Source organism: Paenibacillus sp. 1SOY10, from assembly GCF_056836745.1.
The window spans coordinates 36,209-51,579 of sequence record NZ_JBXENK010000013.1; the positions used below are offsets into that span (position 1 = coordinate 36,209).

Sequence of the window (15,371 nt, forward strand, 5' to 3'; positions counted from 1 at the left end):
AACTAATTTCATTAAAAGTAGCCCGTTCAAGAGAACGGGCTACTTTTATGACGTGTGTATTCAAATGAAGATATTTAGAACATTACGCTCGGCTGTAGCGTAATCTCAAAAGCTCGACCCCATTTGAAATCCGGATTATTCAGTTCCAAGGATGCACCGGTATAGGTGGCCAGGGTCCAGGTTGAGCCCTGTATTTGCTTGACGTTAGCTGCTGCCGAGGTACTGTCGATTCCGAGGAAGGCCTTCCTGCTCGCCAGAGCTGGAGTATGGGCTTGCATCTGCTCTTGCAGCATCGTAAGCAAATGGCTGTAATCCTCCGGTGAATTGAAGAGCAGCATATGCTGATCCGTGAAATTCTGAGGCATATTGCTATATTGGGCATGACTTCGGGAATACGCCCTGATCTCGGCGATGGCCATCGCCTTATAGTAGTAATCCTTCAAGAAGCGCTTGAACAATAAGGAGCCGTGGGCCTGAAGTGCCTTCTCCAAGGCAGACTCCTGCGTCTCCGTAACAAGGAAGGCATATCTCGCTTGGGCCATTCCCAAGGCGATACCGATCTTGTTGCCCGCGGTGTTCCAGCCGCTATAGCCTAGCAGCCGTCCGGTCATAGGCTGCTCCAGCAAAGCCTCCGTCACGGCGGCATTCGCTGCCCCTTGTCCCACAAAATCAATAGCGAGCATGGCCTGCAAGTTATCGCCGCCAGCTTGTACTCGCTGTATGGCATTGCTTACTTCATCAGCGCCCGTAATAGCAATAATCTCGATGTCAGGCTCCTCCGTTACGTGCATACCCCCGATGATGTCGATGTGACGAAGCAGGTTATCATGCACACTCATGTATTCATAGGGATTGATGATAGTGGAGCCGTCCGGGCCGTAATATTGGATGGAGAAACGACTTTTTCTTCCGTTCTGATACAACTGATTCGCCATTCGGGCGACGAGAGAGTGCCCTAATCCATCCGCATCCGGCAAAATGACCGCCCGGTTCGGATTTTGCCCACCACGCCCATCCAGCTCATGATCAATAAATTGTTCTACGAAGCGAATCTCGTTAATTTGCACCCCCTGCGTATTGGCATCGTCCACACCAATCGCGAGAAAATCGATAAACCCTGGACGGGTTAGCTGATCGAGAATGTAATGATTGGTTTTAAACTTATGCCGCCGGGTGTTGTAATACGCCTCTTTATCAAAATGGGTCGTGCCGTCATAGGGTTCACCCGTGTCCGAAATATTGTAGTCTGACAGAATATCGTCAAAGCGGGTGCATGAGCGGCGTGGCCGTCCCATCAACTCACGGGATTCTACATAAGCGTCATAAGTCAAACCCTCCACATAAGTGGTTGTAGCGAGTCTCATGATGGTATCCAGAAGATACACAGGCTTGCTGGGATATCGCTGTTTAATCTGGCGAATAACATCAAGCAGCCGGGTAACTGATTGATCATAGTCTGGATAAGCGCCACTATCACACTCACGCAGGCGTCTACTCCCAATCAATCCCCCGTAAGCCAGCATATCCGCAGAGATAATAAATCCATCCACCGATGCCGCACAGTCTAAAATGAACTTCCTAAGATTTGCCGTGTTCCCATAGATCGGTTCGCGGGTGCCTAGGATTTCCGAGCCTGAGGTAATAGCTACAGTGTCCAGCCCATTTCGAAGATCTTCACTACTCGGGGTAATCAAATGGAGGCCAGCCGAGTAGCCTTGTCTGACAACATCATCCAAATTGACGGGACGATCATCCAGAGGGACATACAATACTTTTTTCATGTGCGGTTTCTCCTTTTCAAGTAGGTAGGCCTTGATGAAGGCCTTCACTTATAAAGGTGTTTTTACCCAATTAAAAACAACCTGACTCCCCAAATTTATTTCATCCTCGCTTAAAACAGCACTAATATCCCGATAACAAACGACCCATATAGTGAAGGTATAGACGTCTAGACCATTAAGGGAAGGAGAATATTTCAACACTTGAACAGGCTAAGGGCATTGCCCAAATATGGATTGCTGGCTCTGGTATTGACGGGGACGTTGTTCCCGATCTATTGGATGCTTGTGATGGCGACGCAGCGGTCGGCCGATGTATTCACCGGCGTTACGCTTTGGCCCAAATCCATCACCTTGGAGCACTTCATCAACATTTTTGCAGAGGATCATTACTTCACTCCATTTATCAATAGCTTTACAGTGACGGCGGTGTCCTTGCTCATCGTGCTGGCCTTTGGGCTATCGAGCGCCTATGTGCTGGGGAGAAAAGCCTTCCGGGTCCCGTTCAAGCGAACGCTGCTCATTTGGATTTTGCTGGTCCGGGTGCTTCCGCCAATCGCCTTTGCGCTCCCGCTTTACATACTTATGAATGATGCAGGGCTACTGAATACGAAAATTCCAATCATCCTGGCGCATGTGCTGGTGAATCTGCCGTTTGTGATCTGGTTTATGGTGACCTTCTTTTATACTGTGCCGGAGGAGATTGAAGAAAGTGCCAGAATCGATGGAGCTTCCGATTTTCTGGTGTTCTACAAAGTGGTATTGCCCCTGGTATTGCCGGGAATTGCGGCGGTGACCATTCTATCGTTCATGGATTCCTGGAATGAGTATTTGTACAGCGTTATTTTCATTCAAAGCCCAAGTGATTTTACCATTCCGCTCAAATTAGCGACCCTGAACAGTGAACAGGAGCTGACGGAGTGGGGAAAAGTAGCCAGCGGCGGGATTGTATCCATGGTGCCGGTGATTTTGACAGCGGTGTTTATGCAGAAGCATTTAATGAGCGGCCTTACGGCCGGTGCAATTAAAGAATAGGAGGATGAGAGAAATGAAGAAAAGTTTGGGAATCGTGCTTAGTGCAGTTATGGCGGTTGGTCTGCTCGCAGGATGTCAGTCCGGCGGACCGGACAAGCTGGTAATCGCAGCAAGGGGAGGTTCGCATGTTACAGCGATGGAAGCGGTGAAGGGAGCATTTGAACAGGAACATAACGTCACCGTTGAAATTGTTGGGCTGGAAGCAGCGGACCTGAAGCAGAAGGTATCTTTGGACGCCAAGAACAAGAAGGGTGCTTACGACCTGATTATGGCTGATGATCCGTGGATGCCTGAATTCAGTGAAGCTGGCCTGTTCGCCAATCTGTCCGAGCTGGATGTAGAGGCGGATGCCGATTTTGAGGAATCTTCATTGGCTCTGGGCAAGCATCCTTATGACACCGGGGATCTGTATGCTCTGCCGTTCGCGGGCAATGTCCAATTGTTCTTCTACAACAAGGAACTGTTCGATAAGCACGGCTATAACGTGCCAGGAAGCTGGGAGGAAGTGCTGAATATGGCTGAGGAGGCCCACGCGGCAGATGGTGTAGCAGGTTACGTCATTCGCGGCCAACAGGGCAACCCGATCGTTTCCGATTTCCTGCCTATCTTCTGGGCTTACGGCGGACAAGTCTTTGACGAGAACTGGAAAGCGCAAGTGAATTCCGAGGCAGGGAAGGATGCGCTGAATACTTATATCCGTCTGCTGGCTGTGGGTGAGAATTATGAGACGACGGACATCGTCAGTTCCTTAGCGGAAGGGCGCGGGGCGATGGCACTAGGCTGGCCTTCGTGGTTCATCTCTGGAGAGACAGCCCAAGCGGACTATGCTCCCATTCCATCCAAAGCAACCGCTAGTGGAGAATCGATGTCCACCGGGATGATCGGGAACTGGATGATGGGGGTGGCAGCAAATTCCCAGAATCCAGAGCTTGCCGCCCAGTTCCTTACCTTTATTACCAGCGCGGAAAGTCAGAAGACTATGGTAGAGCATGGCGGGGTTCCTACTCGTAAGAGCGTTTATCTGGATAGCGAGCTTGCGGCCAAGTATAAGCATTTCCCGGTTCAGCTTGAAGCTCTCCAAAACTCTCAAGCCCGGCCCAGAACGCCGAAATGGTCTTTGGCGGAAGAGGCACTTGGAGCTGAATTGTCGGCAGCCATCGCCGGAACGAAGTCGGTAGAGGATGCGTTAGCAGCAGCCAATCAAGCGATGGATCAGGTTATGCAATAAGGAACGTGAACGAAAGATTCTGATGCATATAAAGGAGCGGTATACCATTGGCTAGTAAGCGGCGGTTTCAAGCAGCGATGCTGGCTCCCGTTATCGTGCTCTTGATCGGTTTGACGGTGTTTCCCTTCATCTATACGGTGACGAACAGCTTTACCGATTATTATTACCTGGCCGCGGAGTCCAAGCAGTATGTTGGCTTAAGCAATTATATCAAGGTTCTGAACGATGACCTGTTCCAGCGGGCTGTCTGGAATACAGTGAAATTTATGCTCCTGGCCGTTTCAATTGAAACGGTCCTGGGGCTCGGTATTGCGCTACTTGTGGAGAGCATGAAGCGGGGCTTGCGGTTGCTGAGAGTGACATTGCTATTGCCTTCCCTGCTGCCCCCGGTTACGGTGGCGCTAGTGTGGCAAATGATGCTCAGCAATCATAACGGGATCATCAACCATATGCTATCAATCTTCGGCATGGGCCCCTTTAATTTTCTGATGGATATTGGGCTGGCTTTTAATGCGATTTTGCTCATCGATATTTGGCAATGGACCCCATTTGCGTTCTTGCTGCTGTACGCTGCATTGCAAGCCATCCCCAGATCGCAATATGAGGCGGCAAGGGTGGATGGAGCAGGCGGGTGGAAAGTGTTCGCTCATATTACGCTGCCCCACTTATGGCCGGGCTTGCTGCTTGTCGTGCTGCTGCGGACGATTGATACCTTCCGGCTATTCGACAAAGTCAACATTTTGACAGGCGGAGGGCCGGCCAACTCGACCACGACAGTTACGCAATATATTTACCGGCATGGTGTGTACAATTTACAGTTTGGATATAGCGCTGCGGCTTCCATTATTATGGTGCTGCTCGTGCTGGCCTTCTCCATTGCCTACATCCTCCGTTCCATTCGGGGAAGCCAGTAGCAAGGAAGGTCAATATACTTCAAGGATTAAGGATATGTGATGGTTATGAATCTGGAGCTTGTTATACAGGAGATTGGAAAATGGGTTGATCAGGTGGCTGCTTTTCAACGCCAGGCGGCAGAGCTATCTCATATGGGCGTGCAGGTCAAGAGGGATGAGACAGACTATGTCACCGATATTGACCTTCAGTCGGAAGAGATGCTGATTGATCTCATTCGCAGCCGCTACCCTGACCACAGCATTTTAACGGAAGAGCGAGGGAGGCTCGCGGGGAATGATGAGTTTTTGTGGCTGATAGATCCGATTGATGGGACGACGAACTTCATCCATGGATTTCCCCTGTCTTCGATCTCCATTGCCTTGCAGCATCGGGGGATTTCCGTGGCAGGCATGGTGCATTCCCCGGGGATGGATATGAGATTCCAAGCGATCCGGGGCGGCGGGGCTTATCTGAATGGCCGGCGGCTGGAGGTATCAAGCACGAATGAATTGAAGCATAGTCTGCTGTCGACCGGGTTCCCTAACGGGCTTGGCAAGCAGGCGCTCAATTTGCCTTATTTCAATCGAATGCTTGGCAAGGTCTCCGGCATACGCCGAACGGGTAGTGCAGCTCTTGATCTTTGTTTTGTGGCGGCCTCTTATTTTGACGGCTATTGGGAATTTGATCTCAACCCCTGGGATATGTGTGCGGGTGCATTAATCGCTGAGGAAGCCGGGGGGAAGGTGCAGCGAACAAATATAGACGGGCATGCCCTGACCCTTTGTTGTAATCCGAACCTCTGGGAGGTTCTGCATAAGGAGCTATTGGAGCCTGAGGAAATTTGAAGGAATCGAGGACAAACGTATTGATTGGCTACCAACACATCAAGCAAGAGATCGAGAGAATGATCGACAACCGGTTATGGAAAGTAGGGCAAAAGCTGCCCTCTGAATACGAATTGGCGAAGTATTTTAACGTAAGCCGAGAAACGCTGCGTGCCGCCATCAAGCTGCTGGAGCAGGAGGGCAAGCTGTTGGTGAAGCATGGCATTGGCACCTTCGTCATTAAGCCCCTGCCCGTCATTCCGAGCCGTCTGGAGGTCCTCCAGAGCACGGGTACGATGATTAAGCTGGCTGGGCTGACCGAGGCGGATACGAAAGAAATGATCGGGGAGGTGGTGTGCAAAAAAGAGTGGGCCGATGCTTTGAATATTGCGGAGGACGCAAGTGTGGTGAAGCTGGAGCGGGTTCGTTATGCCGATGGAGAAGCGGTCGCTTACTCCATTAACATTATGCCGAAGGAACTGGTGGAAGACGCCTTCGAGCGTGTAGATTTCTCCGGATCTTTGTTCGGATTCCTGGAGGAGACCTGCAAGATCCACATCGCCAGGGCCGACACGGAGTTGCTGGTACCTCTCAAACAGGACAAGTATGTCAGACGATTGCAGGTAGATGAGGAACTAGACACCCCCGTTATTCTAATGAAGCAATTGCACTATGACGAGCGGAACAGAGAAGTGTTGTATTCATTCGATTATTTGAGAAATGATATTTTCAATTTCTGGATTCGCAGGGAACGGAAATAAAACAACCTTTCAATCCGAAGGAGTGGGTTAAGATGAGTAAGCAACGGTTATGGAAGAGAGCCACGTGTGCGGCAGTGCTTAGTGCAGCCGTCCTATGGTCTCCGACCCCAATTAGCGTAATGGCAGAAGCCCCGGCATCGATCAACCCCAACTCGTATAAGGCATTTCATGATACTTATGATGAGCAAGACCCGGACCGGAAGTTCCTTCGGGCGCTGGATACCAGCTTCTATAATGTAGAACTCGACATCATGGTCGACTCCGGCCATAGCACCTACTCCGGTCCACAATATCCCGATTATTTGCAAGGCCAGGTCAAGCTGTATGTCAAGCACGATGCTGCTGCACAGCCAAATACCCGAAATCTTTATCAATATTTCGAAGAGGTTGTAGCCCAGATTGAACGTAATGGCGGAAGCGTACATGGCGATGGCCAGAGTATCGTTATCAATCTGGATATGAAGACCGCGAACAGCCCGGATTATGCGAAAATTGCCCGCTCGCTGCAAGCGATACTTGAGCATTACGGCCCGCTGATGACCTCCGGGAATGTTGGAGATGCGGGCAGCTATGCCGAGCGTGCTATCACGGTTTGCCTTTCCGGATCTGAAGGGCTGAAGAATGCCTATTTTGATTACATCTCCGGCACGACGGGAACACTGCTGGCCTTCAAGGATGAGGTATATAGCGTATCGGACGGACGGCGGGGCAATGCGGCGGATTATTTCCCGAACGATGCAGATATTTATCATCGCTTCTACGCCATTCATTGGAAGCATATCGAGAGCGGCTTCGACTTACTAACCCCGGGAAATTGGTCTCAGGGTGAGGAGGAACGACTGGAGGAGATGCTCCGGTTGGCGACGGACAAAGGGTACACACTTCGTTTCTACAGCCTGAACGGTAACGAGGGGGCTTGGCACTATAAGTTCCCGAATGGGGATGGAGAGGCTGCGCAGCGCTGGACGCAATTTGCCTATGTGAATCATAAGCTGGGCACTCGCCATTTCGTGTCGACGGATTCTTATGAAGCGATGACCCAGGTGTTCGACCGCTTCCTTGTGCCACTGAGAGATTATAACCATAGAGTTGAAAAGGCAGGCGGCACGCAGAACGGCACTGACGTTTCCGTTTCTATAACGAGTGACAAGCGCGTGGTCGAGGTGCATAAGGCGGAGGGGCCGCTCAACAATAACCTGTGGTACTCTGTTGGTCATACTCAGGACGATGGATATATCCAGTGGGTGACGAACAAGCGAATTGATCCAAGCGGCAGTAACAAGAACGGTATTCAGCCGCATAGTGATGTAACTGACATGAACGGCCAGACGATTGTGGTGCAAGTGAATCAAACCGATGGGAATGGCTCCGGCTTATGGGCTAATATCGGACGGCTGGAAGCCGATTCGACGATTGCCTGGATGACCAATGAGCGAATTGCCATAGGCGGTCAACACACCGAAGGCTCCTGGCCTCACGTAGCCATCGACGGTGATCGCATCGTGCTTGTTTATTTGAACGGAGGCAAGCTGCACTATCAAGCGGGAGTGATCAACTCGGGCAACTACCAAATCGAGTGGAATCATACCGGCTCGATCCATGATCAGAGTGCCGAAAGACCGGATGTGGCTTTCCAGAATGGTCAGCTTGTCGTGGCCTATCAGAATAATGGACGGTTGAATTACACTCTAGGTACCTGGAATGGCAACGGCCCAATAACCTGGGGCACGACCGGAGATATGCAAGGGCAAAATGGCCATGATCCGACGGTTGCCTTTGTGGGAGACGATAAGGTCATTGAACTGCACACCAGTGAGAACACCGGTTTGATCTGGTATAACATCGGTCAGATTCGGGGGAATGCGATCGACTGGGTCCACAATTATATTTGGGATTCCGGAAGCTCCTCCAAGCCAAGCGTGGATTACCATGCAGCCAGTAACACATTGATTGATCTTCACAAGGCGGGAACAAATGACGCGCTGTGGTATAACAGCGGTAAAATTCATTTGCCCTAACCTGAGCACGAGTGATATTCTAGCTGTAGAGATGCATACGAAGGAGCCTGGCCTAATGTTGATTGTCCTGTAGGGATGAATGATAGGAGAGCATGTCTGTGATGAAGCGGCGTTCGCACCGTTTTATTAGGCGTGCAATCCAAATCTCTTACAGGGTATGCAGAAGGCTAAGGGTGGCGATCACCATACTGCGGATACCTGAGGGTATCCGCTTTTTTATGGGGAAAATCCGCATCTCTTCGCTTCATCCTTCTGATCTGCTATCCTCCCCATCAGGAATGGAGGAATCTGCATGAGTAGAGCATCGCGTTTGATATTGGTTGAGGGCTTACCGGGTTCGGGGAAGACGACGACGGCCCGAATGATACATCAGCTTTATGAGAGCATCGGTCAACCTTCTCGGTTGTTTCTGGAGGGAAATCTGGAGCAACCGGCCGATTATGAGGGAGTGGCATATTTTAGCCAGAAGGAATTTGATAATTTATTGAGCAGCCAGCCGTCATTAGCTGGAGTTATCAAGGAAGCAGCTTCGTCGCAGGACGGTGGCTGGCTGCTAGAGTATCGGAAGCTTCAAGAGAACCCAGCCTCAGGCTTGCCGGATGAACTGTTACACACCATTGCAGAGAATGATATCTATGAATTGCCACTGGTAGAAAATCGTCGGCTTATCAAGGCAAGGTGGGCGCGGTTTGCGCAAGATGCGCTGAGTCGAACAGACACTACTATATTGGAGTGCTGCTTGCTGCAAAATCCGCTGACCGTAGGTATGATTAAGTATGGTGCGTCGAAAGAAGCAAACATCGGTTTTGTACTGGAACTGGCAGACATAGTGAAGGAACTGAATCCACTGGTTATTTACGTAGATCAGCTAGACGTGGATTATTCCTTTCGTAAGGCTGTGACAGAACGATCAAGAGCGTGGTCCGAGGGGTTCATCCACTATTATACGTGTCAAGGCTTTGGAAACAATCAAGCCTACGAGGGCATGGACGGCACGATCGAAGTGCTAAAGGCCAGAAGAGAATGGGAACAAGAAATACTGAGTAGCCTGAAGATCAACAAGATGCTCATCGACAATTCTTTATTTGATACCAAGCAGCTTAAGCAAGCCTTGGCGGAGGTGTTGGCCAAGTGAACTTATTTCCACTTAAGAACGAATAAGCAAACAAGAAGAAAAGGTCTTGTCAGGAAGCCATCCTGGCATGACCTTTTCTCTTTTTTGGGGTGGTACCTTATTAAGCCAATGGTTAGTGAGCGACAGTTACCCGACCTTGGGCTGCCATGAGAACGCCTGGTTCCCAAGCTCAATTTGGGTATCCACCTTACTGTTAACGGGAAAAGCTCCCGTTAAATAGCTCATTTCTGTCAGAAATAAAGTATTATATGGTTTTTCTCCTGCTAATTGTTGAGAAACGGTTCAAATGGCCCTACTCTAGTCTCACGTCAAACCATTAATTTCAATTAGTTAGCTTAATCCCGTCCACGCCAAGCTTTGCTCATATAATTGCTCCTGAAGCGCGGCATCGTAAGACACAGGCACAGTACGGACAGGTCGCTGACCGACGTAATAATTGCCCGTAACCTGATTCACCTCTGATGAGGTAGCCAAATATAGCGAGGTGGCAGCCCCTTGCTCGGGACTTTGCATCACTAGCTTCATCAAAGGGTGGACGAAGGAGGGCACCGATCTTGTAGATTGGGGCGTATAAATAATTCCTGGATGGAGGGCGTTTATAGTGACTTCATCGTTAGGCAGACGATTGGCTAAGTAATAGGTCATCATCAGCAGGGCTGTTTTGGCTTGCTTATAGACGTTCATCCCTGAATATCTCCCAGCATCCTGCTTCGGTAGGATTTCAAGCTGGAGTTGTCCGGCCTGCATTCGCGAGGCTACATTAATGATACGTCCTGCACCGGAAGCCCTTAAGGAGTCGAGTAACAGGTGGGTCAGCAAGAAGGGAGCTAAATAATTCACGGCCAAGGTCATTTCATAGCCGTCCTGGCTAAGCTGTTTCTGGGAAAACACGCCCCCGGCATTGTTAACCAGCACATCAAGTCGTCCATAACGCTCACCAACTTGCTCGGCAAGCTGGCGAATATCTGCAAAGGAAGACAGGTCCCCTACCAGCAAATCGATGGCGGAATTGCCCGTTTGCTTCGCAATTTCCTTCCGGGCGTCTTCTCCACGCTGCTCATTGCGGCTGACAAGCACCACATGAGCGCCTGACTTGGCTAATCCTGCGGCGGTGGCGAAACCAATACCGGAGTTCGCCCCTGTCACTAGACAAATTTTAGGATTCATCATTTCCTCCTTGACATTTATCTCTGGCCCATTTATATTCCTGTTATTAAAAGAGTTAAAAAAAGTATGTTAAGAAAGAAGTGTACCCATGATACCTACCTCCCATAATACACGGCAAGTTAAAAAAATCAACGTGGAATTGGTCAAGAATACATTGAAGGCTATAGGTACCGGTACAAAGGCATCGATTGCTGGAAGTACCGGTTTAAGCGTGGCGACCTGCGGGACAATCCTTAATGAATTGGTTGAGAGCGGAGAGGTGCTTGAGACGGAGTTTGAGGAGTCGAGCGGAGGACGCCCAGCCAGACAGTATAAATTCAATGCCGATTATGCTTACGTACTATGCTTGTTGGTGAAAACAGAGAGCGGCGCGCATTCCATCAGTTATGCCGTCGTGAATCTCATGGGTGAGAAGGTGGAAGAGGAGGTTAGAAGCTTACCCGACATTGACCAGACTCGGATTGATCTCATGATTGAAGAGCTGATCGAAAAATACGACAACATCAAGGCAATTGGCATCGGAATTCCGGGCGTAGCCCATCATGGCATTATCGGAATTTGTGATGTTGCTGCCCTGGCCGGAATTCCCTTGGGTCCTTGGCTGGAGGAGAAGTACAATATTGACGTCATTATTGAAAATGACATGAATCTTGCGGTCTACGGCTTTTATAACCTGCAAGATCTCGAAGAAGACAAGACGGTGGCTGTTGTGACATTTCCCAACAATCATTTTCCCGGTGCGGGCTTTATTGTCAACGGTCGTATGGTGACTGGACATACCCATTTTGCGGGTGAGGTATCTTATCTACCGTTTGGCATGACCAGGGAAGAACAATTGGCGAAGTGGCATGACCAGGAGCATTTTATGACCAACGCGGTTCAGGTTCTTGCTTCCATCATTGCAATCATGAACCCGGTGTCCATCGCGGTTACGGGGGAGTTAACCGATCCGTCCATGCTGGAGCCGTTAACGGAGGGCTGTATAAAGTACATTCCGAAGGAGCATATGCCCTTACTCACGATTAAGAATGACATCCATCATGAATATTTAACGGGTATTATCACCCTGGCCTTAGAAAGCTTGACTTACCGTTTGCAATTAGTGGAACGAAGATAATTAGGAGGCATTACTCACTTGAAATTAAGAACCGGCTACATAAGCAAAAATAAGATGTACATCATGCAACTGGTAACGATTTTTTTAGGCTTTATTATCTTTGGTATCTCGGAAAATATTAAGGGACCAGCCATTCCCAGAATTCAATTTGATTTTAATCTGAATGAAGAACAGCTTGGCAGCTTGTTGTCTTTGAATGCACTGGGTTATCTCATAGCCTGTTCCTTTACGGCTATTCTTGTACGGAAGTGGGGCATCAAAGCGACAAGTATCCTGTCCTTCGCCTCCATGCTGCTCTCCGGGGTTTTTATTTTCTTATCTCATAACTATCCGCTATTTGCAGGTTCTTATTTCCTCATGTATATCGGCAACGGGATGTTGGAAATTGCGCTGGCTATTTTGGGTGCCCGTATTTTTGTCAAAAATGTAGGTACGATGATGAACCTGTCGCACTTCTTCTACGGGATAAGCTCTACTGTTGCCCCTTTGCTGGCTACCGGAGTCATGTCGCTGCAAGTCTTTGGCCATACTCTCGATTGGCGGGGTATGTATCTGGTGATGCTCTCCTTATCCTTGCTTCCCATTCTGAGCGCATTGTATAGTAAGTTTCCGGGAGATGATCTGCCACTGGAGAGCCGGACCTCGTTCAAGGAGCTGACCCGGGACCCGGCGTTATGGTGGATGGTGCTCATCTTATCCTTTGGCGTAGTCTCCGAGCTTGCGGTAGGGGGCTGGCTGGTCAATTTCCTGGAGAAGGCGTACCATTGGGACACCGTCAAGGCATCCGGTCTATTATCTGCCTTCTTCTTGTTATTCTCGGTGGGACGGCTAGTATTAGGCCCAGTGACGGACAAAATTGGCTTTACCCTGTCCCTGATGATCTTCTCTGGGTTCTCGGCGGTATGCACATTTATCGCAATTATCGGAGGGGAACGATGGTCCTTCCTGTTTGCCGCCTCGGGGCTGGGCATTGCGATGATTTATCCAACGGTGATGGCCTTTATTGCCAAGCGCTATCCGCGAGGGAGTGACACGGCCATTACCTTTACCGTTACATTAATGGGACTTGGTAGTGTGATTGGGAATTATCTGATTGGTTTTGTAATTGAAACGGTCAAAAAAATATACGGAGAAGCGACACAGATGGGTCTATTGCGTGGACTACAGGCGGGATACGCATTTATCGGATTGTGTGCATTCCTGTGTACGCTTTGTGGCTTTGTTTTATATCGTTATCTAAAAAAACGCGGGGAACTGATTTAATCCAGCGGGATAGGAGGCGGTTTCTTGTACCGGGTTGCGATTTGCGATGATGAAGAGAAACAGCGGGAACAGGTCCGGCAATTGCTGCTGGCTCTATCGGTCAAGAGCGGAATTGATTTTGAAGTTACAGCCTTTGAGGCTGGAGAGCGTTTGATTGAGCACTATGAAAGCAGTGGTGAACCGTTCCATATTCTTATATTGGATATTGAAATGAATGAACTGAATGGAATAGAGACAGCCCGGAGATTGAGGGAGATGAAGCGGCAAAGTGAGCAGATTATCTTCCTGACCAGCTATCCGGAGTACATGCTGGAGAGCTTCGATGTTATTACGTTTCAATATCTGATCAAGCCGGTGGAGCCTGAGGTATTCGAAGAGAAAATGTTGAAGGTATGCCGTTTCTTCCAGGAAAGTGAATCCGATATTCTGATTATCAAATCAGCGCATGAAGAGATTGTACTTAGACAAGATGACATTATTGCCATTGAGGTCGTGAAGAGCTTAACAATCAAGAATAAACTCAAGTTCACGACCACACATGCTGTTTACGAAGGTAAAGGATTAATTTCCGGCTACGCCTCAGCACTTAAAGCAGAACGTTTTCTACAAATCCACCGCTCCATTCTGATTAATTTATTGCATGTGCATAAATTCTCCGGGGGGCAGGTGGTGATGTCAAACGGCATGCAGTTACCGATCGGCAGGTCCAAGATGAAGGAAGTCAAGGATGCCTGTACGAAATTTATGGTTTTGAGGGCGGATTAAAGATGGACGGTACACTGCTTTTTCTTAATTTGAGTGTGGTGCTGGTTATGGCCGTACAGGTGAACTTCTATTTTAACTCCGTGTTCGGCAAGGAGAAGAGCAAGCGGGAGAAGAAATGGTTTATTCTTCTCTTTCTTCTGCTGAATTTTTGGTATATGAGCGCCTACTTTACCCCACTTGTGTCCTCCTTAATCGCCTTATTCGTCATCTTCTGTCTGGCGATGGGATATGAAGTGGAGATGCGTATGAGGGTAATCTTCTCCGTGCTGTACGCTGTGCTGATCTCCCTCATTAATCTACTTTGCTTGTATTTGCTCAATCCTTCAACCTCTCTGGTTCTGGACAACTGGGAAATCGTGCAGGAGCGGGAAGAGATGTTGGTAGCCAAGATGAGTATTTTGCTGAGCTGTATGATTATGTTTGCCGTCATCCAAATTATCCGGTTTGTCGCCAAACGCCGCAGCTTTCCCCTGGATACACGCTATTACCTGATGTTTCTTAGTGTGCCGATTATCAGCATCTATCAAGTGAACGTGCTGTCTGTTTACAGCGAGAAGAACTTTCATTACTTCATCTCCATCATCGGCTCGATTGTGCTGAATGTGCTAGTAGTCTATATACTGGACACGGTTATTGCCAGATTTCAGCTATTGCATGAGAATGCCGGGCTCCAGCAGCAGATGGATTATCAGGATGCGAACTATGAGAAGACCGTGCATAGCTTCAAGAAGATTAAAAGCATTATTCACGATAATAACAAACAGTTGCTCTATGTTGCAGAATGCATTGAACAGGGGCAGGTGGATGAGGCAAGCCGGCATATCCGGGTTATCTTGAACAAGGTGGAACATGCCTACCATCGCGTGAACACCGGGAACCTGGTCGTCGATGCGTTAGTGACGAATGCGCTGAATATTGGTCAGGAGAACGGTATTCGCATGGATACAGAGCTTCGCTTGCAGGATCGGGAGCTGGGGATCGAACGTTATGATCTCTGCGTTGTGCTGGGGAACCTGCTGGATAACGCTGTAGAGGCCTCCAAGAAGGTACGGGTTGCGGAGGATCGACATATCCGAATTCAGATCCGTTCCAACAAATCGGCGCTCTTGATTTGCGTCCGCAACTATGTGGATCACGAGGTTAGCGATTTGAGTACCCAGAAGGGAAGTTCCGGCTACCATGGCTTTGGCTTGGTCAATATTGAGCGAATTTGCGAGAAATACGGCGGGCATATGACCATTGAATCTGCCAATCATACGTTTGACAATATGGTAATGCTACCATTTCGCACGAAGGACTCCCTGACATAAATGCAGTTCAGGGGTCTTTTTTTTCGTTTCGGGGTCTTTCCATGCTCGTGAAGGAATCCATCCGTATAATGAGACT

Annotated in this window: 13 protein-coding genes; 11 read left to right on the forward strand and 2 right to left on the reverse strand. The window is 49.1% G+C overall.

All coding sequences use genetic code 11. The annotated features are described in order from the left end of the window. Nucleotides 1-74: 74 nt before the first annotated feature. Complete coding sequence (locus AC1VOR_RS20955) at nucleotides 75-1,781, reverse strand: DUF4127 family protein (RefSeq protein WP_482620748.1); 1,707 nt, start codon at nucleotides 1,779-1,781, stop codon at nucleotides 75-77. A gap of 201 nt (nucleotides 1,782-1,982) precedes the next feature. Here AC1VOR_RS20955 and AC1VOR_RS20960 point away from each other — a divergent pair, with 201 nt between their 5' ends. The 7 genes from AC1VOR_RS20960 (at nucleotide 1,983) to AC1VOR_RS20990 (ending at nucleotide 9,673) form a co-directional block, all read left to right on the forward strand. Continuing rightward, nucleotides 1,983-2,813, forward strand: a complete 831-nt coding sequence (locus tag AC1VOR_RS20960; protein ID WP_232436731.1) for a carbohydrate ABC transporter permease — start codon at nucleotides 1,983-1,985, stop codon at nucleotides 2,811-2,813. A 13-nt stretch (nucleotides 2,814-2,826) separates the two neighbouring features. Next, complete coding sequence (locus AC1VOR_RS20965) at nucleotides 2,827-4,041, forward strand: extracellular solute-binding protein (protein ID WP_059048987.1); 1,215 nt, start codon at nucleotides 2,827-2,829, stop codon at nucleotides 4,039-4,041. Between the two features lie 47 nt (nucleotides 4,042-4,088). Further along, nucleotides 4,089-4,955 (forward strand): carbohydrate ABC transporter permease, encoded by an 867-nt coding sequence (locus AC1VOR_RS20970; protein WP_482620750.1) that lies wholly within the window; start codon nucleotides 4,089-4,091, stop codon nucleotides 4,953-4,955. A 39-nt stretch (nucleotides 4,956-4,994) separates the two neighbouring features. Then, nucleotides 4,995-5,780, forward strand: a complete 786-nt coding sequence (locus AC1VOR_RS20975; RefSeq protein WP_482620855.1) for an inositol monophosphatase family protein — start codon at nucleotides 4,995-4,997, stop codon at nucleotides 5,778-5,780. Continuing rightward, nucleotides 5,777-6,520 (forward strand): GntR family transcriptional regulator, encoded by a 744-nt coding sequence (locus tag AC1VOR_RS20980; RefSeq protein WP_482620752.1) that lies wholly within the window; start codon nucleotides 5,777-5,779, stop codon nucleotides 6,518-6,520. Before AC1VOR_RS20975 ends, AC1VOR_RS20980 begins: the two co-directional genes overlap by 4 nt. A gap of 32 nt (nucleotides 6,521-6,552) precedes the next feature. Next, nucleotides 6,553-8,538, forward strand: coding sequence for a hypothetical protein (locus AC1VOR_RS20985; protein WP_482620754.1), 1,986 nt, complete (start codon nucleotides 6,553-6,555; stop codon nucleotides 8,536-8,538). 292 nt (nucleotides 8,539-8,830) lie between these two features. Then, nucleotides 8,831-9,673 carry a P-loop NTPase family protein gene (locus AC1VOR_RS20990; RefSeq protein ID WP_482620756.1) on the forward strand — a complete coding sequence of 281 codons (843 nt, stop codon included), beginning with the start codon at nucleotides 8,831-8,833 and terminating at the stop codon, nucleotides 9,671-9,673. A gap of 330 nt (nucleotides 9,674-10,003) precedes the next feature. Here AC1VOR_RS20990 and AC1VOR_RS20995 read toward each other — a convergent pair whose 3' ends face one another. Further along, nucleotides 10,004-10,843, reverse strand: a complete 840-nt coding sequence (locus AC1VOR_RS20995; protein ID WP_482620758.1) for an SDR family oxidoreductase — start codon at nucleotides 10,841-10,843, stop codon at nucleotides 10,004-10,006. 85 nt (nucleotides 10,844-10,928) lie between these two features. On the opposite strand from AC1VOR_RS20995, the gene AC1VOR_RS21000 reads away from it, so the two are divergent. The 4 genes from AC1VOR_RS21000 to AC1VOR_RS21015 are packed head-to-tail and all read left to right on the forward strand — an operon-like array spanning nucleotide 10,929 to nucleotide 15,295. After that, nucleotides 10,929-11,957 (forward strand): ROK family protein, encoded by a 1,029-nt coding sequence (locus AC1VOR_RS21000; RefSeq protein WP_482620760.1) that lies wholly within the window; start codon nucleotides 10,929-10,931, stop codon nucleotides 11,955-11,957. 54 nt (nucleotides 11,958-12,011) lie between these two features. Further along, nucleotides 12,012-13,220: an MFS transporter gene (locus AC1VOR_RS21005; protein ID WP_482620857.1), complete on the forward strand. Its 1,209-nt coding sequence runs from the start codon at nucleotides 12,012-12,014 to the stop codon at nucleotides 13,218-13,220. Nucleotides 13,221-13,244: 24 nt separating this feature from the next. Then, nucleotides 13,245-13,985: a LytR/AlgR family response regulator transcription factor gene (locus AC1VOR_RS21010; protein ID WP_482620762.1), complete on the forward strand. Its 741-nt coding sequence runs from the start codon at nucleotides 13,245-13,247 to the stop codon at nucleotides 13,983-13,985. A 2-nt stretch (nucleotides 13,986-13,987) separates the two neighbouring features. After that, entirely contained in the window at nucleotides 13,988-15,295 is a 1,308-nt protein-coding gene (locus AC1VOR_RS21015; RefSeq protein ID WP_482620764.1) for a sensor histidine kinase, read from the forward strand. Nucleotides 15,296-15,371: the final 76 nt, after the last annotated feature.